Annotated in this window: 20 protein-coding genes; 15 read left to right on the forward strand and 5 right to left on the reverse strand. The window is 74.5% G+C overall.

Features of this window, described 5'->3' with window-relative positions; genetic code table 11:
• The first annotated feature begins 42 nt into the window (after positions 1-42).
• From HPC71_RS03440 to HPC71_RS21155, 4 genes are all read left to right on the forward strand, one after another.
• Positions 43-2190, forward strand: coding sequence for a DEAD/DEAH box helicase (locus tag HPC71_RS03440; RefSeq protein ID WP_154613725.1), 2148 nt, complete (start codon positions 43-45; stop codon positions 2188-2190).
• Positions 2190-2672, forward strand: coding sequence for a hypothetical protein (locus tag HPC71_RS03445; protein ID WP_154613726.1), 483 nt, complete (start codon positions 2190-2192; stop codon positions 2670-2672). The genes HPC71_RS03440 and HPC71_RS03445 overlap by 1 nt, the downstream gene beginning before the upstream one ends.
• A 58-nt stretch (positions 2673-2730) precedes the next feature.
• Positions 2731-3846, forward strand: coding sequence for a carboxylate-amine ligase (locus HPC71_RS03450; protein ID WP_171896097.1), 1116 nt, complete (start codon positions 2731-2733; stop codon positions 3844-3846).
• Between the two features lie 87 nt (positions 3847-3933).
• Positions 3934-4068 carry a hypothetical protein gene (locus tag HPC71_RS21155; RefSeq protein ID WP_257866163.1) on the forward strand — a complete coding sequence of 45 codons (135 nt, stop codon included), beginning with the start codon at positions 3934-3936 and terminating at the stop codon, positions 4066-4068.
• A 569-nt stretch (positions 4069-4637) separates the two neighbouring features.
• Here HPC71_RS21155 and HPC71_RS03455 read toward each other — a convergent pair.
• Together HPC71_RS03455 and HPC71_RS03460 are read right to left on the reverse strand one after the other, a co-directional pair.
• Positions 4638-5057, reverse strand: coding sequence for a PPOX class F420-dependent oxidoreductase (locus HPC71_RS03455; protein ID WP_284438252.1), 420 nt, complete (start codon positions 5055-5057; stop codon positions 4638-4640).
• On the reverse strand, positions 5054-5908 hold the full coding sequence (locus HPC71_RS03460) for a TspO-related membrane protein (RefSeq protein WP_216656531.1): 855 nt from the start codon (positions 5906-5908) through the stop codon (positions 5054-5056). The genes HPC71_RS03455 and HPC71_RS03460 overlap by 4 nt, the downstream gene beginning before the upstream one ends.
• A gap of 53 nt (positions 5909-5961) precedes the next feature.
• On the opposite strand from HPC71_RS03460, the gene rsmI reads away from it, so the two are divergent.
• From rsmI to HPC71_RS03495, 7 genes are all read left to right on the forward strand, one after another.
• A complete protein-coding gene (gene rsmI, locus HPC71_RS03465; protein ID WP_154613727.1) occupies positions 5962-6816 on the forward strand; it encodes a 16S rRNA (cytidine(1402)-2'-O)-methyltransferase in 855 nt (284 codons plus the stop codon).
• Entirely contained in the window at positions 6813-7655 is an 843-nt protein-coding gene (locus tag HPC71_RS03470) for an alpha/beta fold hydrolase (protein WP_154613728.1), read from the forward strand. Before rsmI ends, HPC71_RS03470 begins: the two co-directional genes overlap by 4 nt.
• A complete protein-coding gene (locus HPC71_RS03475; protein ID WP_171896098.1) occupies positions 7652-8500 on the forward strand; it encodes a TatD family hydrolase in 849 nt (282 codons plus the stop codon). The genes HPC71_RS03470 and HPC71_RS03475 overlap by 4 nt, the downstream gene beginning before the upstream one ends.
• A gap of 396 nt (positions 8501-8896) precedes the next feature.
• Positions 8897-10030 carry a resuscitation-promoting factor gene (locus tag HPC71_RS03480; protein WP_284438253.1) on the forward strand — a complete coding sequence of 378 codons (1134 nt, stop codon included), beginning with the start codon at positions 8897-8899 and terminating at the stop codon, positions 10028-10030.
• Between the two features lie 10 nt (positions 10031-10040).
• Positions 10041-10916 carry a 16S rRNA (adenine(1518)-N(6)/adenine(1519)-N(6))-dimethyltransferase RsmA gene (gene rsmA, locus HPC71_RS03485; protein WP_154613730.1) on the forward strand — a complete coding sequence of 292 codons (876 nt, stop codon included), beginning with the start codon at positions 10041-10043 and terminating at the stop codon, positions 10914-10916.
• A complete protein-coding gene (locus tag HPC71_RS03490; RefSeq protein ID WP_171896100.1) occupies positions 10913-11830 on the forward strand; it encodes a 4-(cytidine 5'-diphospho)-2-C-methyl-D-erythritol kinase in 918 nt (305 codons plus the stop codon). The genes rsmA and HPC71_RS03490 overlap by 4 nt, the downstream gene beginning before the upstream one ends.
• 4 nt (positions 11831-11834) lie before the next feature.
• Positions 11835-13613 carry an ABC-F family ATP-binding cassette domain-containing protein gene (locus HPC71_RS03495; protein ID WP_154613731.1) on the forward strand — a complete coding sequence of 593 codons (1779 nt, stop codon included), beginning with the start codon at positions 11835-11837 and terminating at the stop codon, positions 13611-13613.
• 21 nt (positions 13614-13634) lie between these two features.
• On the opposite strand, the gene HPC71_RS03500 is transcribed toward HPC71_RS03495, so the two are convergent.
• Positions 13635-14120: a MarR family winged helix-turn-helix transcriptional regulator gene (locus HPC71_RS03500; RefSeq protein ID WP_154613732.1), complete on the reverse strand. Its 486-nt coding sequence runs from the start codon at positions 14118-14120 to the stop codon at positions 13635-13637.
• A gap of 63 nt (positions 14121-14183) precedes the next feature.
• Between HPC71_RS03500 and HPC71_RS03505 the strand changes: the two genes are divergently transcribed.
• The 4 genes from HPC71_RS03505 (at position 14184) to HPC71_RS03520 (ending at position 16477) form a co-directional block, all read left to right on the forward strand.
• Positions 14184-14966 (forward strand): trans-aconitate 2-methyltransferase, encoded by a 783-nt coding sequence (locus HPC71_RS03505; protein ID WP_154613733.1) that lies wholly within the window; start codon positions 14184-14186, stop codon positions 14964-14966.
• Entirely contained in the window at positions 14966-15367 is a 402-nt protein-coding gene (locus HPC71_RS03510; RefSeq protein ID WP_154613734.1) for a VOC family protein, read from the forward strand. Before HPC71_RS03505 ends, HPC71_RS03510 begins: the two co-directional genes overlap by 1 nt.
• Positions 15368-15477: 110 nt before the next feature.
• The gene (locus HPC71_RS03515) at positions 15478-15840 is read left to right on the forward strand and encodes a metal-sensitive transcriptional regulator (protein WP_432806429.1); all 363 of its coding nucleotides are present in this window, start codon (positions 15478-15480) and stop codon (positions 15838-15840) included.
• 145 nt (positions 15841-15985) lie between these two features.
• Positions 15986-16477 (forward strand): hotdog fold domain-containing protein, encoded by a 492-nt coding sequence (locus HPC71_RS03520; RefSeq protein WP_154613735.1) that lies wholly within the window; start codon positions 15986-15988, stop codon positions 16475-16477.
• Between the two features lie 63 nt (positions 16478-16540).
• On the opposite strand, the gene HPC71_RS03525 is transcribed toward HPC71_RS03520, so the two are convergent.
• Entirely contained in the window at positions 16541-17389 is an 849-nt protein-coding gene (locus HPC71_RS03525; protein ID WP_154613736.1) for an amino acid ABC transporter permease, read from the reverse strand.
• A complete protein-coding gene (locus HPC71_RS03530) occupies positions 17389-18072 on the reverse strand; it encodes an amino acid ABC transporter permease (protein ID WP_171896101.1) in 684 nt (227 codons plus the stop codon). Before HPC71_RS03530 ends, HPC71_RS03525 begins: the two co-directional genes overlap by 1 nt.
• Between the last annotated feature and the right edge of the window lie 15 nt (positions 18073-18087).

An 18087-nucleotide genomic window follows, 5' to 3' on the forward strand; every position in this document is an offset into this window, starting at 1 on the left:
GTGTCCCGCCGTGCGTCTGCACGGCACCGGGAGGAGAAGGCTTTGGCTCGAGGAGGCCAGCGCCGGACCGGCGCGCCCCGCAACGCCCCGCGCCGTCGTGCGCGCGAGCTCGACAACGAGGGACTGATCCCGGTCCTCGCCCGCGCCGTGCGGGAGGTCGAGGCCAGCGCCCAGCGCGGCACGGTCAGCCCGTCCGCGCGCACCAAGTTCCAGGTCGTCGCGCTGCTCGCCCGCGAGGAGCGCTCCCGCGTCAAGGCCGACACCGAGCAGACCGAGGCGCAGAAGGCCGAGCAGCTCAAGCGGCTCGACGGCATCGGCACGATCCTCGCCAAGACCACGGCGCGCGACACCTCGCTGCTCTCGCTGCTGGCCGAGGACGCCCACGTCTCGGACTCCGCCCAGGAGCTGAAGCTGCGGATGCTGCGGGCCGCGGGCCTCGAGCCCGAGCCGGAGCCCGAGGCCGAGGTCGACGCGCTCGCCCCGGCGCCGGCCCCCGAGCGCCGGATCCCGCAGTCGGTCATCGCCCGTCAGCTCGCCAACCCGTTCCTCCCGCCGGACTTCAGCGTCGCCGAGGCGCGGGTCAGCCGCCCCCGGCGCCTGGCGACCTGGGAGCTGCTCGGCCCGCTCTTCCGCTCCTTCGAGTACGCCGGCAGCGGCGCCGTGTCCTGCATGCCGCTCCCGGACCCGGCCGAGGCCGGGGCCGAGGTCAAGCTGCCCGGCGACCGCGAGCTGATGCCGCACCAGGCCCAGCTCGTCGCCGCGGCCGCGAACGGCCACCGCACCTTCCTGCTCGCCGACGAGCCCGGCCTGGGCAAGACCGCCCAGGCGCTGCTGGCCGCGCAGGCCGCCGAGGCATTCCCGCTGCTGGTCGTGGTGCCCAACGTCGTCAAGACCAACTGGGCCCGCGAGGCCGGGCTGTGGGTGCCCAACCGCCCGGTCACCGTCATCCACGGCGACGGGGAGAACGTCGACGGGTTCGCCGACATCGTGGTCGTCAACTACGAGGTGCTCGACCGCCACGTCGGCTGGCTCGGCGACTTCGGGTTCCGCGGGATGGTCGTCGACGAGGCGCACTTCATCAAGAACAAGACCTCCCAGCGCTCCCAGCACGTCCTCCAGCTCTCCGACCGGATCCGCCAGCGCATCGGCCGCCCGCTGATGATGGCGCTGACCGGCACCCCGCTGATCAACGACATCGAGGACTTCCGGGCGATCTGGCAGTTCCTCGGCTGGATCGACGACAAGCGGCCGCTCGGCCGGCTCATGGACGCCCTCGAGGACACCGGCCTCACCCCGGCCGACCCGCCGTTCTACCCCGCCGCCCGCCGCTGCGTCATCGACATGGGCATCGTCCGGCGCCGCAAGGTCGACGTCGCCGCCGACATCCCGGCCCGCCGGGTCGCGGACCTGCCCGTCGAGCTCGACGACGAGGCCGGTCGCTCCATCCGGGCCGCCGAGCGCGAGCTCGCCCGCCGCCTGGTCCAGCGCTACGACACCGCGCTGGCCACCCGCACCTCGGGCCAGACCGTCCAGGGCATCGACCACGAGCTGGTCCGCCGGGTCGCGACGTGGGAGCGCGAGGACACCACCGACAACACCTCGGGGGAGAACGTCTTCGGCATGATGCGCCGCATCGGCCAGGCCAAGGCCGGGCTCGCCGCCGACTACGCCGCCCAGCTGGCGCGCAACGTCGGCAAGGTCGTCTTCTTCGCCAAGCACGTCGACGTCATGGACGTCGCGGAGGACACCTTCGCCCGCCGCGGCATCCGGTACTCCTCGATCCGCGGCGACCAGACGCCGAAGACCCGCCAGCGCAACATCGACGACTTCGTCAACGACCCCGAGGTCGAGATCGTCGTGTGCTCGCTGAGCGCCGCCGGCGTCGGCCTCAACCTGCAGGTCGCCTCCAACCTGGTGCTCGCCGAGCTCTCGTGGACCGACGCCGAGCAGACCCAGGCGATCGACCGGATCCACCGCATCGGGCAGGAGGAGCCGGTGACCGCGTGGCGGATCATCGCCGCGCAGACCCTCGACACCCGGATCGCCGAGCTCATCGACAGCAAGGCCGGCCTCGCCGCCCGCGCGCTCGACGGCTCCGACTCCGAGCTGCCCAACAGCGCCGACGTCCAGCTCGAGGCGCTGGTCTCGATGCTCACCGACGCGCTGGTCCGTCGCGGGGACGCCGCCTGATGCGGCCCTCCCGGCGGGTGGTGCGCGCGGCGGGGCCCCTGGCCGTCGTCGGTGCGCTGGTGCTGACGGGCTGCTCCTCGGAGCCCGAGCCGGTGATCCTGGGCTACGACGGCTCCGGCACCTTCCGCTCCGACCAGGAGGTCGCCGCCACGATGACCCCGGTCGGCGGCAAGGGCCCCTCGACCGGGACCGCCCGCGCCGTCCCCGCCGGCGACGACGGCGAGGGCGTCCGCGTCGAGGCGCGCCTGCGCGACCTGGACCCCGGCACGTGGACCGTCTCGCTGACCCCCGGCACCCGCTGCAGCGACGCCGGTGAGGCCGACGACGCCGTCGAGCTGCCCGACCTCACCGTCGGCAAGGACGGTCGCGCCCGGCTCGACCACACCCTCGACGACGTGGCGTTCGACTCCCTCGTCGACGGCGCCGCGTTGGTCGTCGAGGGCCCCGGCGGCTCGAGCTGCGGGACGCTCGCGGACTACTGATCCGGCCGCCCGCGGGTATCGGGGGACCTCTGACGTCGAGCGGGAGCGAGGTGGCCGGGTGGAACCGCGGACCGTGGGGGTGGAGGAGGAGCTGCTCCTCATCGATCCGGAGACCCGGGAGGCGGCGCCCCGGGCGCCCCAGGTGCTCGCCGCGGGCTCCGCGGAGCTCGACCAGGAGCTCTTCCGCCACCAGGTCGAGGTGCAGACCCAGCCGACGGCCGACCTCGACGACCTGCGTCGGCAGCTGCTCCGCTCCCGCCGGCTCGCCGCCGAGGCGGCCGGGGCCGCCGACCTGTGGACCGCCGCGGTCGGCACCAGCCCCCTGGGCGGCGAGCCGGTGTTCACCCGCGAGGACCGCTACCTCGACATGAGCGAGCGGTACGGCGAGGTCGCCCGGCCCGAGGGCACCTGCGGCATGCACGTGCACGTCGCGATCGACTCGCCCGAGGAGGGCGTCGTCGTCCTCGACGGGCTGGTGCCCTGGCTGCCCGCGCTGCTGGCGATCAGCGCGAACTCGCCGTACCACGAGGGGAGCGACACCCGGCACGCCTCGTGGCGCTCCCAGGTCTGGTCGCGGTGGCCGAGCGCCGGCCCGACCGAGCGGTTCGGGTCCCTCGAGCGCTACCGCGAGGTGAGCCGGCTGCTCATCGCCTCCGGCGCCGCCCGCGACGACGGGATGCTCTACTTCGACGCCCGGCTCTCCGCCGACCACCCGACCGTGGAGGTCCGGGTCGCCGATGTGTGCACCGACCCCGACGACGCCGTCCTGGTCGCCGCGCTCGTCCGCGCGCTGGTCACCCACGTCGCCGCCGGCGCCGACCGCACGGGCCGAGCCGACCACGCCGCGACCGACCCGCCCGCGGACCTGTGGCGGGTCGAGCTGGTCCGCGCCGCGCAGTGGCGGGCCGCCCGCTACGGCCTGGCCGAGCGGCTGCTCGACCCCTGCACCGCCGAGCCCGTGCCGGCCCGCGACGTGCTGCGGGCACTCGTCGCCACCGTGCGCGAGGAGCTCGAGGCCGCGGGGGACCTCGACCGGGTCGAGGACGGCGTCGCGCGGGTGCTCGCCGCGGGCGGCGCGCCCCGCCAGCGGGCGGCGTACGAACGCGCCGGTGGCAGCCTGGCGGCGGTCGTCGACGACCTCGTCGCCCGGACGAACATCGCCTGGCGGGACTGACCGGAGGGCCCGGGCCGGCCGACCGACACCGACCGACACCGGGTCGGGGCCGGGTCGGGGCCGGGTCGGGCGGGTACCGGACCGGCCATGACCACCGAACCGCTGACCCCAGAGCCGCTGACCGACCCGGACCCCGACGTCGTGCCGAGCACGGACCCGGCGACGAACCCGGTGCCGACGCCGGAGACGCCGCCGACCGAACCGGCCCCGGCCGACGTCTAGTCCTGAGACCATGCGGGGCGTGAGACCCCCCGCACCAGCCGCCCCGATCCAGCTCCGGCCCAGCACGCACCCGCGCCTCGTGCGGGCGCTCCTGGGCCTGCTGGTCGTGGCGGTCTCGCTGCTCGTGCTCGCGGGCCCGGTCTGGTTCTTCATGCACGGCACCGCCAGCGGCTGGGCCGAGGGGCGGGTCGTCGTCGCGCAGGTGCCCGCCGACGCCGAGTGCCGCACCGGCCCGCCGCCGGGCCGCCCGCAGACCTGCGACGCGGTCTGGGAGGACCCGGAGGGCGCCGGCAGCGCCGGGGGCGAGGTCAGCGACCGGTACGGCGGCCCCGCGCCGCGTCCGGGCGAGGAGGTCCGGGCGCGGGTGGTCGGCGACGACCTGGCGTTCACCGGCTACCAGGGCGTGCTGCTGCGCTGGGCGCTGCTCGCGCCCTCCCTCACCTTCGCCGGGGTGCTTCTCGGTGCGCTCGCGGTCGCCGGCCTGGTGCGCTTCGACCCGCGCTGGGGGAGCGCCCGCACCGACCTGCCGGCAGGACCGGCCCGCACCCCGGGCGGCAGGGCGGCGGGGCTCAGAACAGCCCCGCGGAGCCGAGGAAGCGGTCGACGGAGATCCGGATCGCGACGCGCTCGGCGTTCACGCGCGGCTGGCGGTAGCGGGAGGCATAGCGCTCCACGGCCCGTGCCACGTCGTCGGGCCGGTCGGTGACCTGGCCGGTCCCCTCGAGCGTCGACCACCGGGCGCCGTCGACCTGGCAGACCGCGACCGGGCCGGGCCGGTCGCGCAGGTTGCGCACCTTGCGCGAGCCCGCCCCCGAGATCACCCAGGCGCAGTCCCACTCCGGGTCCAGCGCGCAGCCCACCGGCACGACGTGCGGGCGGCCGTCGGGACGCAGCGTGGTCAGCGTGCACAGGTGCCGCTCGGCCCACATCTCCGCGAGCGCCGCGGGCGGGGCGGCCAGGCCGCCGGGCCCGGGCGACCAGCCGGTCACCGGCCGGCCCGGGTGAGGGCGCCCGCGGCGGGGGAGCGGCGGTGCCACCCGACGGCGGCGAGGACCACGACCACGGCCGCGACGACGGCGACGACCGCCACGAGGGTCGACTCGGGGCTCTCCGCGACCCGTCCGTAGGCCAGCCAGCCCAGGCCCCAGGCGATCGCGCCCGCGACGGCCCACCGGCCGCCGAGGGCCCAGGCGGCCAGCACGCCCGCGCCGGCCACGAGCACGACCACCAGCGCGGACGGCACGGCCGGCAGGGTGATGTCGTCGGAGGCGAGCGCCGCCGCGGTGTTCGCACAGGTCGCGACGGCGACCCAGCCGAGGTAGAGCCCGAAGGTCCCGTCGACCACCACGACCTCGACCGCGGAGCGCGCCGGGTCCCGGTGGAGCCGCCGGACGATCTCGACGAGCACGGCCAGCAGCGCCACGATCACCACGACGCTGCCCCAGACCCAGTCCTGCTGGGTCACCAGCAGCCAGCCGGCGTTGAGCACCATCGAGGCAGCCGCCAGCCACCCGGTCGCCCGCATCCGCGGCGAGGCCGCCTGGCTCGGCAGCCACTGCCACACGACGTACGCCGCCAGGCCGGCGTAGATGACCGACCAGATCGAGAACGCGGGGCCGGCGGGGGCCAGCAGCGTGGCGTCGTCGGAGAGCGCACCGCCGGCGGTGTCGGCCACGGGCGTGCCGACGACGCCGGTGCCGACGAGGGTGCCGGTCACGCAGGCGATCCCCGCGACCGTCACCACCAGGCGGCGGACCAGGTCCGCGCGGGTCGCGGGGCCGGTGTCCGCTCGGGTGCCGGAGCGGGTGCCGGCCGGGGCGGGCGTGGAGGAGGACGTCACAGCGGCCCGGTACCCGCTCCGGCCGCTCCACCCGCCCTGCGATGATCGGCCCCATGACCGGCTCCTCGGGCGTGCTCGTCCTCGCTGCCACCCCGATCGGGCGGGTGGCCGACGCGCCGCCCCGGCTGGCCGAGGAGCTCGCTTCCGCGGACGTGGTCGCCGCCGAGGACACCCGCCGCCTCAAGCGGCTGACCACCGACCTCGGCGTGACGATCGGCGGCCGCGTCGTGTCGTACTTCGAAGGCAACGAGACCGCCCGCACCCCCGCCCTGCTCGAGGCGCTGCTCGCCGGCGAGCGGGTGCTGCTGGTGACCGACGCGGGGATGCCGAGCGTCTCGGACCCCGGCTACCGCCTCGTCGCCGCGGCCGTCGAGCACGACGTGCACGTCACCGCCGTGCCGGGCCCCTCCGCGGTGCTCACCGCGCTCGCGGTCTCCGGGCTGCCGGTCGACCGGTTCTGCTTCGAGGGGTTCCTGCCGCGCAAGGCGGGCGAGCGGGCGCGTCGGCTCGCCGGGCTGGCCGCGGAGGAGCGCACGATGGTCTTCTTCGAGGCCCCGCACCGCACCGAGGCCGCGCTGGCCGCGATGGCCGAGGCCTTCGGCGCGGACCGGGCCGCCGCGGTGTGCCGCGAGCTGACCAAGACCCACGAGGAGGTCCGCCGCGGACCGCTCGCCGAGCTGGTCGCCTGGGCCGCCGAGGGCGTGCGGGGCGAGGTGACCCTGGTGGTCGCCGGCGCCGTGCCGACCGCGCTCGTCGGCGACGACCCGGCCAGCCTGCGCGCGGCCGTCGCCGAGCGCGAGGCCGGCGGCACCACCCGCAAGGAGGCGATCGTGGAGGTGGCCCGCCTGGCGGGCGTGCCGAAGCGAGAGGTGTACGACCTGGTCCATCGGAAAGAGGGGAAGTCATGAGCGCACGCCTGGAGCGGTTCCACCACGACGGCCTGACCTTCGACGTCCACGACAGCGGGCCCGAGGACGGCGACCCCGTCGTCCTGCTGCACGGCTTCCCCGAGCGGGCGACCAGCTGGCGCCACGTCGAGCCGCTGCTGCACGCGGCCGGCCTGCGGACCTACGCGATGGACCAGCGCGGCTACTCCCCGGGCGCACGGCCCGAGGGCCGGTCCAGCTACAAGGTCGAGCTGCTGGTGGGCGACGTCGAGGCGCTGGTGCGCATCATCGGCCGCCCGGTCCACCTCGTCGGCCACGACTGGGGCGCCAACGTCGCCTGGGCCCTCACCGGCCAGCACCCCGAGCTGATCCGCACGCTCACCGCGGTCTCGGTGCCGCACCCCGCGGCCTTCACCGCGGCGATGACCAGCTCCGACCAGGCCCTGCGCAGCTGGTACATGCTGCTCTTCCAGCTGCCCCGCGTCGCCGAGCTCAGCGCCCAGGTCGGCGGCGGCCGGGTCTTCGAGCGGTTCCTGCGCAACGCCGGGATGGATGAGGAGGACGTCGCCCGGGTCCACCGCGAGGTCGTCGAGGACGGCGCGCTGCCCCACGCGCTGGGGTGGTACCGCGGGCTGCCGCTCTCGGACCGCTCGGTCATGGGCCACTCGATCCAGGTGCCGACCACGATGGTGTGGAGCGACGGCGACGTCGCGCTCGCGCGCAAGGGCGTGGAGCTGACTGAGCGCTACTGCCGCAGCGACTACGAGCTCGTCGTCCTCGAGGGCGTCTCGCACTGGATCCCCACCCACGCCCCCGAGGCGCTCGCCGAGGCGATCCTGGAGCGGGTGGCCGGCACGTGAGCCGAGCGCCCGACGAGCGGCCGCCGGCCCCCGACCCGCTGCCGGCGCCGGTCGTCGACAACCACTGCCACCTCGACATCACCCGCGACGGGGCCGCGGCCGACGTGCCCGCCGCGATCGCGGCGGCCGCCGCGGTCGGCGTCCCGCGGATCGTCCAGATCGGCTGCGACCTGCCCGGCGCGCGCTGGGCGGTCGAGGCGGCGGCGACGTACGACGCGCTGGTCGCGGGCGTCGCGCTGCACCCCAACGAGGCGCCGCGGCTGGCCGAGCAGGGCACCGACCTCGACACCGCGATGGCCGAGATCGAGGCGCTCGCCGGCGCCCACCCGAAGGTCCGCGCGGTCGGGGAGACCGGGCTCGACCACTTCCGCACCGGCGAGGAGGGCCGCGCGGTGCAGGTGGAGTCGTTCCGCCGCCACATCGACCTGGCCAAGCGGCTCGACAAGACCCTGGTCATCCACGACCGCGACGCCCACGAGGAGGTGCTCCGCGTGCTCGACGAGGAGGGGGCGCCCGAGCGCTGGGTGATGCACTGCTTCTCCGGCGACGCCGCCTTCGCGCGCGCCTGCCTGGACCGCGGGGCCTACCTCTCCTTCGCCGGCACCGTGACGTTCAAGAACGCCCAGCCGCTGCGCGAGGCGCTCGTCGTCGCCCCGCGCGACCGGGTGCTGGTGGAGACCGACGCGCCGTACCTCACCCCGCACCCCTACCGCGGCCGGGTCAACGCCCCCGTCCTCGTCCCGATCACCGTGCGCGCGATGGCCGAGGTCCGCGGCGAGGACCTCGAGGACCTCTGCATCGCCCTGGACGCCACCACCGAGGAGGCCTTCGGCGGCCCCTGGTGACCCCGCCGAGACCCCGCCGAGACCCCGCCGAGACCCCGCCGAGACCCCGCCGAGTCGGCACTTCTGCCGCCTCGAGTCGGCACTTCTGGCGGCTCGAAACGGCACTTCTGGACCCCGAGAGGACCCGAAAATCAGGCTGAGAGCCTCCCCACAACGGTGGACGAGGGTTTGCGAACACCCGCCGAGCCTGTTGTGCTGGGTGACTGATGGCCGGGATCGGGAACGATCACGCCAGTGCGCGGGACGCGGACGACGAGGGGTGGGGAAGCCTTTCCGACGTCGCGACCCGGGCCCGACGGGGGCCGCTTCCGAGCGGCTCCGGGGGGTGCGCACGGCTGCCTGAGACCCGGGGAGTACGACGTTCGGAGAATCGTGCGTAGCAAGATCGCACACTGGGTGAGCCGGTCCAGCCGCAGCCGCCCCGTCCTCATGGTGCTCGCCGCCGTGGTCGCCCTGGCGGTCGCCGGGAGCACCCTGGGCTACTCGGCCCTCAGCAAGTCCGTGACCCTCAGCCTCGACGGTGAGGCGCAGGACGTCAGCTCGCTGGCCTCGACCGTGGAGGACGTCCTGGAGGACCAGGGCGTCGAGGTCTCGGCCCGCGACCACGTCGCGCCCGGCCTCGAGGAGGAGGTGCGCGACGGGATGGAGATCTCCGTTCGCTTCGCCCGCCCCATCGAGCTCACCGTCGACGGCGACACCTCGACCCACTGGGTGACCGCGACGCAGGTCGCCGGCGCCCTGGGCCAGATCGGCCGGGACTTCCGCGGCGCGGACCTCTCGGTCAGCCGCGGCGGCTCGATCGACCGTGAGGGCCTGGCCCTCGAGGTCGTCACCCCCAAGAAGCTGAAGGTCAAGCTCGGCGCCAAGGACTGGAAGAAGCGCACCGTCACCGCGCTCACCGTCTCCGAGGCGCTCGAGGAGCTCGGCGTCAAGGTCGAGGGCCGCGACGAGACCAAGCCCGGCCTCGACGCCGAGATCGAGGACGGCGACCGGATCGTCTTCACCGACGTCCGCGTCGTGAACCGCAAGGTCAAGGGCGAGCCGATCGGCTTCGAGACCACCCGGCGCGAGGACGACTCGATGCTCGAGGGTCGGACTGAGACCGTCCGCGCCGGCCGTGAGGGCGCGCGCAACGTGACGTACCGCCTGACCTACCGCAACGGCGAGCTGGTCCGCCGGGTCGAGAAGTTGGCGAAGGTCACCCGTCGCCCGGTCGACGCGATCGTCAAGGTCGGCACCAAGGAGCCGGAGCCCGAGGCCCCGGTGGCGCCGAACTACGCCTCCGGCGGCACGGTCTGGGACGCCCTCGCCAAGTGCGAGTCCGGCGGCAACTGGGCCATCAACACCGGCAACGGCTACTACGGCGGCCTGCAGTTCTCGCTCGCGACGTGGCGGGCGTACGGCGGCCCCGGCTACCCCCACCAGCAGTCCCGCGAGACGCAGATCGCGATCGCCGAGAAGGTCCGCGCGGCGACCGGTGGGTACGGCTCCTGGCCCCACTGCTCACAGTCGCTCGGGCTGCCTCAGTAACCTGAGCGCCATGTCTGACACCTCCGCCGGTCCGAGGCTCCTCGGGCCGGCGGACGTGCGTTCCCTCGCCGCGGCCCTCGACCTCCGCCCGACCAAGCAACGCGGGCAGAACTTCGTCATCGACGCCAACACCGTGCGCCGCATCGTCCGGGAGTCCGCGATCACCGCCGACGACGTCGTCCTCGAGGTCGGCCCCGGCCTCGGCTCGCTGACCCTGGCGCTGCTCGAGGTCGCCGGCCGCGTGATCGCGATCGAGCTCGACGAGCGGCTCGCCGACGCGCTGCCGGCGACGATCCGCGAGCACGCGCCGGCCCAGGCCGACCGGTTCGAGGTCGTCCTCGCCGACGCGATGCGCGTGACCGAGCTCCCCGGGCCGCCGCCGACGGCGCTGGTGGCCAACCTGCCGTACAACGTCTCGGTCCCCGTCCTGCTGCACCTGCTCGCGCTGCTGCCCTCGCTGGAGCGCGGCCTGGTGATGGTGCAGGCCGAGGTCGCCGACCGGCTGGCGGCCAAGCCCGGCTCCAAGGTGTACGGCGTCCCGTCGGTCAAGGCCGCCTGGTACGCCGAGGTCCGCCGCGCCGGCTCGATCGGCCGCAACGTCTTCTGGCCGGCGCCCAACGTCGACTCGGGCCTGGTCGCCTGGGTCCGGCGCGACCCGCCGACGACCACCGCGACGCGCGAGCAGGTCTTCGCCGTCATCGACGCGGCCTTCGCCCAGCGGCGCAAGGCGCTCCGCGGCGTGCTGCGCGGGCTGGCCGGCTCGGCCGAGGCCGTCGACGTCGCGCTCCGGCACGCCGGGGTCGACCCGCTGGCGCGCGGGGAGTCGCTGGCCGTCGAGGACTTCGCCCGGATCGCCGAGGCCCTGCCCGGGGCGGGGGGCGCGTGAGCACGCTGACCAGCGCGGTGACCGTCCGCGCCCCCGCGAAGATCAACCTCCACCTCGGTGTCGGCGCGCCCCGCCCGGACGGCTTCCACCCCCTGACGACCGTCTACCACGCCGTCGGGCTGTGCGACGACGTCACCGCGACCCTGGCCGACGGCTGGGGCGTCTCGATGGCGCTGCCGCACTGGATCGACGCCGACGACCTCCCCGCGGACGGCGAGAACATCGTCGACCGCGCCGCCACGCTGCTCGCCGCCCACCACGGGATCCGCGTCTCCGGGCTGGTCTCGGTGGTCAAGGCGATCCCGGTCGCCGGCGGGATGGCGGGCGGCTCCGCGGACGCCGCGGCGGCCCTCGTGGCGCTCGACCGCGTCTGGGACCTCCGCACCCCTGATGAGGACCTGCTCGCCATCGCCGCCCAGCTCGGCAGCGACGTGCCCTTCGCCCTGCTCGGCGGCACCGCCCTCGGCACCGGCCGCGGCGAGCTCGTCGAGCCGGTCGCCGACCACGGCACCTGGTGGTGGGTGGTGGTCCCCTCCCAGGAGGGCCTGTCCACGCCCGCGGTCTACCGCCACTTCGACGCGATGTTCCCCGACGCCGCGCCCGAGCCGTGCGGCGCGGACGCGCTGCTCGCCGCGCTCGCCACCCGGGACCCGCACCGGCTGGCCGACGTGCTCCACAACGACCTGCAGCTGCCCGCGATCGACCTGCGCCCCGACCTCGGCGAGCTCATCGACCGCGGGCAGGGCGTGGGTGCCCTCCGCGGGCTCGTGTCGGGGTCCGGCCCGACGTGCGTGTTCCTCTGCGAGTCAGCCGACCACGCCCGGTCGGTCGCCGCAGCCCTCGAGCAGGACCACCCCCGGGTCCTGGTCGCCAACGGACCGGTGGCCGGCGCCCACCTGGTGGAGTACGCCTGATCCCATGAGCAACCTTCTCAACCTCGAGCGCGTCTCGAAGTCCTACGGCGTGCGCCCGCTGCTCAGCGAGGTCTCCCTCGGCATCGGCGCCGGCGACCGGATCGGCATCGTCGGTCGCAACGGCGACGGCAAGACCACGCTGCTGGAGGTGATGACCGGCATCGAGGAGCCCGACGAGGGCCGGGTCTCCCGCCAGCGCGGGCTGCTGGTCGGCTACCTCCACCAGGGCGACGAGCTCGACGACACCCACAGCGTGCGGGAGGCCGTGCTGGGCGGCCGCTCCGACCACGAGTGGGCCGCCGACGCCCGCACCCGCGAGATCGTCGAGGTGCTGCTCGCCGGCGTCGCGCTGGACCGTGCGGTCGTGGGCCTCTCCGGCGGCGAGCGGCGCCGCTGCTCGCTGGCCGCGCTGCTGCTCGGCGACCACGACCTGATCGTGCTCGACGAGCCCACCAACCACCTCGACGTCGAGGCGGTGGCCTGGCTGGCCCAGCACCTCGCCGCCCGCTCCTCCGCGCTCGTCGTCGTCACCCACGACCGGTGGTTCCTCGACGCGGTCTGCCAGTGGACCTGGGAGGTCCACGACGGCCAGGTCGACGCCTACGAGGGCGGGTACGCCGCGTTCGTGCTCGCCAAGGCCGAGCGGCAGCGCCAGATGGCCGCCTCCGAGATCCGCCGGCAGAACCTCGTCCGCAAGGAGCTGGCCTGGCTGCGCCGCGGCCCGCCGGCCCGGACCTCCAAGCCGAAGTTCCGCATCGACGCCGCCAACCAGCTGATCGAGGACGTCCCGCCGCCGCGGGACCGCCTCGAGCTGGAGCGCTTCGCGACCCAGCGGCTCGGCAAGGACGTCATCGACGTCGAGGACGTCGACCTGGTCCGCGGCGAGCGTCGGCTGCTGTCCCACGCCACCTGGCGGATCGGCCCGGGGGACCGGATCGGCCTGGTCGGGGTCAACGGCGCCGGCAAGACCTCGGTCCTCGCGCTGCTCGCGGGGGAGCTCGAGCCGACCGCGGGCAAGGTCAAGCGCGGCCGCACCGTCGCCCTGCAGCACCTCACCCAGCAGCTCGACGACCTCGACCCCCACGGCCGCGTGCTGCCCACGGTGGAGTCCATCCGCCGGCTCACCAAGACCCTGGAGGGCCAGGAGCTGACCGCGACCGCACTGCTGGAGCGGTTCGGCTTCACCGGCGACCGGCTGACCGCGCGGATCGGCGACCTCTCCGGTGGGGAACGGCGCCGCTTCCAGCTGCTCCGGCTGCTGCTGAGCGAGCCGAACGTGCTGCTGCTCGACGAGCCCACCAACGACCTCGACATCGAGACGCTCAACGTCCTCGAGGACTTCCTCGACGGCTGGCCCGGCACGCTCGTCGTGGTCAGCCACGACCGCTACTTCCTCGAGCGGGTCACCGACTCGGTGTGGGCGCTGCTCGGCGACGGCCAGGTCTCGATGCTGCCCCGCGGCGTCGATGAGTACCTCGAGCGCCGGGCCGCGGCGCTGCACCTGGAGGGCATCGCGGTGCCGACCAGCACCGACCCCGAGCCGGCGTCCGCCAAGGCCAAGGTCGGCGGCGCCGAGGAGCGGGCGGCCCGCAAGGCCGTCAACCGCATCGACAAGCGGCTCGAGCGGATCGCCGAGCGCGAGGCCGAGCTCAACGCCGAGGTGCTCGTGCACGCCCAGGACCACACCCAGCTGGCCCGGCTCAGCGCCGAGCTGCAGGAGCTCGCCGCCGAGAAGGAGGAGCTGGAGCTGGAGTGGCTCGAGGCGGCCGAGGTCCTGGAGTAGGCCCGCCCGCCGGCCTACGCCTCAGGCGAAGGGCGCGAGCAGCCGACGCAGCAGGTCGGCCAGCTGGTGCCGCTCGGCCGGCGGCAGGTCGGCGAGCAGGCCCTGCTCGGCGCGGAGCAGCGCGGTGAACGCGCCGTCGACGGCGGTCTTGCCCTCGGCGGTGAGCCGCACGATCACCCCGCGCCGGTCGTCGGGGTCGGGGTAGCGCTCGACCAGGCCGCGCGCGGCGAGCCGGTCGACCCGGTTGGTCATCGTCCCGCTCGTCACGAGCGTCTCGCGCAGGAGCCGGCCGGGGGAGAGCTCGTACGGCGCGCCCGCGCGGCGCAGCGCGGCGAGGACGTCGAACTCCCAGGTCTCGATGCCGTGCTCGGTGAAGGCCTGGCGTCGGGCGAGGTCGAGGTGGCGGGCCAGCCGCGAGATCCGGCTGAAGACCGCGACGGCGTCGAAGTCGAGATCGGGGCGCTCGCGCGCCCACGCCTCGACCAGCTCGTCGACCTCGTCCTGCATGCGAGAACTGTAGCGGAGGTCGAGAATCTTGACGTCAAGATAATTCGGGAGCACGCTGGGCCCATGACCACACCGCACCGTTGGGACCCCGACCGCTACCTGGCCTACGCCGACGAGCGCGGCCGCCCGTTCCTCGACCTGCTCGCCCGGGTCGGCGCCACCGATCCGCGCACGGTGGTCGACCTCGGCTGCGGGCCGGGCAACCTCACCGCGCTGCTGCGCGAGCGCTGGCCGGCTGCCGACGTGCACGGCCTCGACGCGAGCCCCGAGATGGTCGCCCGGGCGCGTGAGCGCGGCGACGGCGTGCGGTACGACGTGGGCGACCTGCGCGCGTGGCGACCGGACGCCCCGGTCGACGTGCTGGTCTCGAACGCGACGCTCCAGTGGCTGCCCGAGCACCTCGACCTGCTGCCGCGGCTGCTCGACCAGGTGGCCGACGGCGGCTGGCTGGCCTTCCAGGTCCCCGGCAACTTCGAGGGGCCCAGCCACACCCTCCGCCGCGAGCTCGCCGCGGAGGAGCCGTACGCCGCCCACACCCGCGGCGTCGCGGTGCCCGACAGCCACGACCCGGCGACGTACCTCGACCTCCTCGCGGGGCTCGGCTGCGAGGTCGACGCCTGGGAGACGACGTACCTGCACGTGCTGCGCGGCCCCGACCCGGTCTTCGCCTGGGTCTCCGGCACCGGCGCCCGCCCGACGCTCCAGGCGCTGCCCGACGACCTGCGGGAGCGGTTCGAGGAGGAGTTCAAGGCGCGGTTGCGGGCGGCGTACCCGCCCGGGCCGCGGGGCGTGGTGCTGCCCTTCCGTCGGGTCTTCGTGGTCGCGCGGAAGGCGGGGGTGCGCTGATGCGGCTCCACCACGTGCAGGTCGCCTGCCCGGTCGGCGGCGAGGACGCCGCGCGCCGGTTCTGGCGCGACGGGCTCGGGATGGTCGAGGTGCCCAAGCCGCCGGACCTCGCCGGCCGCGGCGGGGCGTGGTTCCGGGCGGTGGGGGAGGGCGGCGCTGAGGTTGGTGCGGAGGTTGGCGCGGAGATCCACGTCGGCGTCGAGGAGCCGTTCGCGCCCGCGCGGAAGGCCCACCCCGCCCTGGTGGTGGGCGACGCGGCCGAGCTCGAGCGGCTCGGGGGCTCGCTGGAGGCGGCCGGCTTCGCGGTGGACTGGGCCGAGCGGCACACCTTCCCGGCCTACCAGCGCTTCCACACCCGCGACGCCCACGGCAACCGCGTGGAGGTGCTCGCGCCGGCGTAACCCCGTCCGGGGCTGCGGCGTTGTCCAGTCACCGGCGGGCGAACCCCCGCCTGCCCGGGGCGGGGGCTCGGCCCCGGCGACCCTGCACCGCACCCGTGGAAGGCCTCGTCGTGAACGACCTCGACCGCCGGGGCGAGCCGTACGCCGGCTCGTCCTCGTCCTCGTCCCCGTCGCCGTCCCCGTCGCCCGAGCCGGGCGTCGCGCTCGTGCCCGCCGTGCAGGAGGTGGACCTGACCCCCGTGGTCAACCGGGTCAAGCGCGCCCAGGGCCAGCTCGGCGGCGTGCTCCGGATGATCGAGGAGGGCCGCGACGTCGAGGCGGTCGTCCACCAGCTCAAGGCGGTCTCCCGCGCCGTGGACCGCGCCGGCTTCGCTCTCGTCGCGGCCGAGCTGCGCCAGAGCGTCGTCGACGGCGCCGACGTCGGCGAGCCGGAGCTGGCCAAGCTGGAGAAGTTCTTCCTCTCGCTGGCCTGATCCGCCGGCCTCCGCGCGGCCCGGCCGCCCTTGTAACGGACCGTTCGCCGCTCCATCTGCACGCTGCAACGTGCAGGAAGAGCGGCGAACGTTGCGTTACATGCCCCGCGGCCAACCCGAGTTACCGTCCGGTAACGTCGGCCCCATGAGCCGAGTGCTGACGATGTGGCGTACGACGACGGGCCTGCCGCTGGTGGGGGCGAGCCTGGGGGCGCGGACGTTCTCGGCGCTGTTCGCGCGGCAGGCGCCGTACTTCGCGACGATCCGGCCGCGGTTCACCGAGATCGGGCCGAACCGGGCCGCGCTGGTCATCCCGAAGCGGAAGCGGGTGCACAACCACCTCGGGACCGTCCACGCGATCGCGCTGTGCAACGGCCTCGAGGCGGCGATGGGGGCGCTCGCGGAGGCGACCGTGCCGGCCGACAAGCGGTGGATCCCGAAGGGGATGGACGTCAGCTACACCGCCAAGGCCACCAGCGACATCACCTGCGTCGCCGAGACCGACCCCGAGCAGTGGACCGGGCTGCCGGACGAGGGCGCTGACCTGCCCGTCCGCGTCCGCGGCACCCGCGACGACGGCACGGTCGTCATCGAGGGCGTGATCCGGCTCTGGGTCTCGCCGCGGCGCCGGGACTGATCCCGGCGCCGGGACTGACCCCGGCGCCGCCTGCCGGCGCCGCCTGCAGGGACGGGCCCGGCGTCAGCGGTCGGGTTTGGCCTCGCCGACCATCGGGACGTCCAGGACCTTCTTCTCCCCGACGAACCGCTTCTGCACGAGGGTCGCGATCCAGGTCAGCACCAGGTTGAGCAGGATGTAGATCGTGCCGATCACGATCAGCGTGGGGACGTGGTTGGCGAAGCCTTGGAAGATCGACTTGCCGACCGCGGTGAGGCCGGGCGCGCCGACGGCGTACCCGAGGCTGGTGTCCTTGAGCGCCACCACGCACTGGCTGATGATGGCCGGCAGCATGATCTTCACGGCCTGCGGGAGCAGCACGACGGTCATCACCTGGGTCTTGCGCATGCCGAGGGCGTACGCCGCCTCGGCCTGCCCCTTCGGCACCGCATTGACGCCGGCGCGGAAGACCTCCGCGAGCACGGCCCCGTTGTAGAGCGTGAGCGCGAAGACCACGCTCCAGTACGACCCGGAGTCGCCGCGGGTGATGCCGTAGCTGAAGTAGATCAGGATCATCAGCAGCAGCACCGGCACGGCCCGGAAGAACTCGACCGCGGCCCAGGCCGGCCAGCGGACCCACCCGTGGTCGGAGAGCTTCGCGACGCCGAGCACGACTCCAAGGACGACGGCGCCGATGATCGCGCTGAAGGCCATCTTCAGGGTCTCGGTGACCCCGTTGACGAGGAGCGCCTCGACGTAGCGGGGGGTCAGGAAGACCTCCCACTTCTCATAGGCGAACTGCCCGGTGTCGTAGAGGCGCCAGAGCGCGAAGGCGACGAGCGCGAGGACCGCGGCCGAGCCGAGGACGGAGTAGATCCGGTGCCGCGCGATCGTGCGCGGGCCGGGATCGTCGAAGAGCACGCTCGCGGGCATCAGGCGATCCTCCAGCGTCGCTCGAGCCGGCTGGCGAAGAACGACACGATCTCGACCAGCACGACGAAGATGAGGGCGAAGGCGACGAAGATGCCGAAGCGCTCGCTCGAGAAGTTGTTGGTGAAGGCCCGCATCTGGTTGAAGGCCTCGGCGACGCCGAAGACGCCGGCGACGGTGGTGTTCTTCAGCAGGGCGATCTGGACGCTGGCCAGGGGCGGCACCGACGCGCGGAGCGCCTGCGGCAGCACCACCTCGCGCATCACGTCGGCGAACGGCAGCCCGATGGATCGGGCCGCCTCGGCCTGGCCCAGCGGTACGGCGTTGACGCCGGAGCGCAGCGCCTCGCAGACGAAGGCGGAGGTGTAGAGCGTCAGGGAGACGACCGCGGCGGCGAAGAACGAGGTCATCGAGATCTCGCCCCACTCGACCCTGATGAAGTTGAACGTGATGCCGATCTTGGGAGCGGCGAACTGGAAGAACATCAGCACGATCAGCAGCGGCGTGTTGCGCACGAGCGCGACGTAGACGGCCGCGGCCCGGCGCAGCACGGCGACCGGCCCCACCCGCATCGCCACGAGGACGGTGCCGAGCAGCATCGAGAGGACGCCGGAGAAGACGAAGAGCAGCACGGTGTGGGCGAAGGCCCACCCCACGAGATCGAGGTTGTCGAGGACGACGTTCACCGGCGGTCCCCTCTC

Source organism: Nocardioides marmotae, from assembly GCF_013177455.1.
In the GTDB taxonomy this organism is placed as follows: Bacteria; Actinomycetota; Actinomycetes; order Propionibacteriales; family Nocardioidaceae; genus Nocardioides; species Nocardioides marmotae.

Excerpts from the sequence above, each read along its gene's own strand:
- HPC71_RS03445 (WP_154613726.1), top strand. The coding sequence starts at position 2,190 with ATGCGGCCCTCCCGGCGGGTGGTGCGCGCGGCGGGGCCCCTGGCCGTC.
- HPC71_RS21155 (WP_257866163.1), top strand. The coding sequence starts at position 3,934 with ATGACCACCGAACCGCTGACCCCAGAGCCGCTGACCGACCCGGACCCC.
- rsmI (WP_154613727.1), top strand. The coding sequence starts at position 5,962 with ATGACCGGCTCCTCGGGCGTGCTCGTCCTCGCTGCCACCCCGATCGGG.
- HPC71_RS03470 (WP_154613728.1), top strand. The coding sequence starts at position 6,813 with ATGAGCGCACGCCTGGAGCGGTTCCACCACGACGGCCTGACCTTCGAC.
- rsmA (WP_154613730.1), top strand. The coding sequence starts at position 10,041 with ATGTCTGACACCTCCGCCGGTCCGAGGCTCCTCGGGCCGGCGGACGTG.
- HPC71_RS03495 (WP_154613731.1), top strand. The coding sequence starts at position 11,835 with ATGAGCAACCTTCTCAACCTCGAGCGCGTCTCGAAGTCCTACGGCGTG.
- HPC71_RS03500 (WP_154613732.1), bottom strand. The coding sequence starts at position 14,120 with ATGCAGGACGAGGTCGACGAGCTGGTCGAGGCGTGGGCGCGCGAGCGC.
- HPC71_RS03505 (WP_154613733.1), top strand. The coding sequence starts at position 14,184 with ATGACCACACCGCACCGTTGGGACCCCGACCGCTACCTGGCCTACGCC.
- HPC71_RS03510 (WP_154613734.1), top strand. The coding sequence starts at position 14,966 with ATGCGGCTCCACCACGTGCAGGTCGCCTGCCCGGTCGGCGGCGAGGAC.
- HPC71_RS03520 (WP_154613735.1), top strand. The coding sequence starts at position 15,986 with ATGAGCCGAGTGCTGACGATGTGGCGTACGACGACGGGCCTGCCGCTG.
- HPC71_RS03525 (WP_154613736.1), bottom strand. The coding sequence starts at position 17,389 with ATGCCCGCGAGCGTGCTCTTCGACGATCCCGGCCCGCGCACGATCGCG.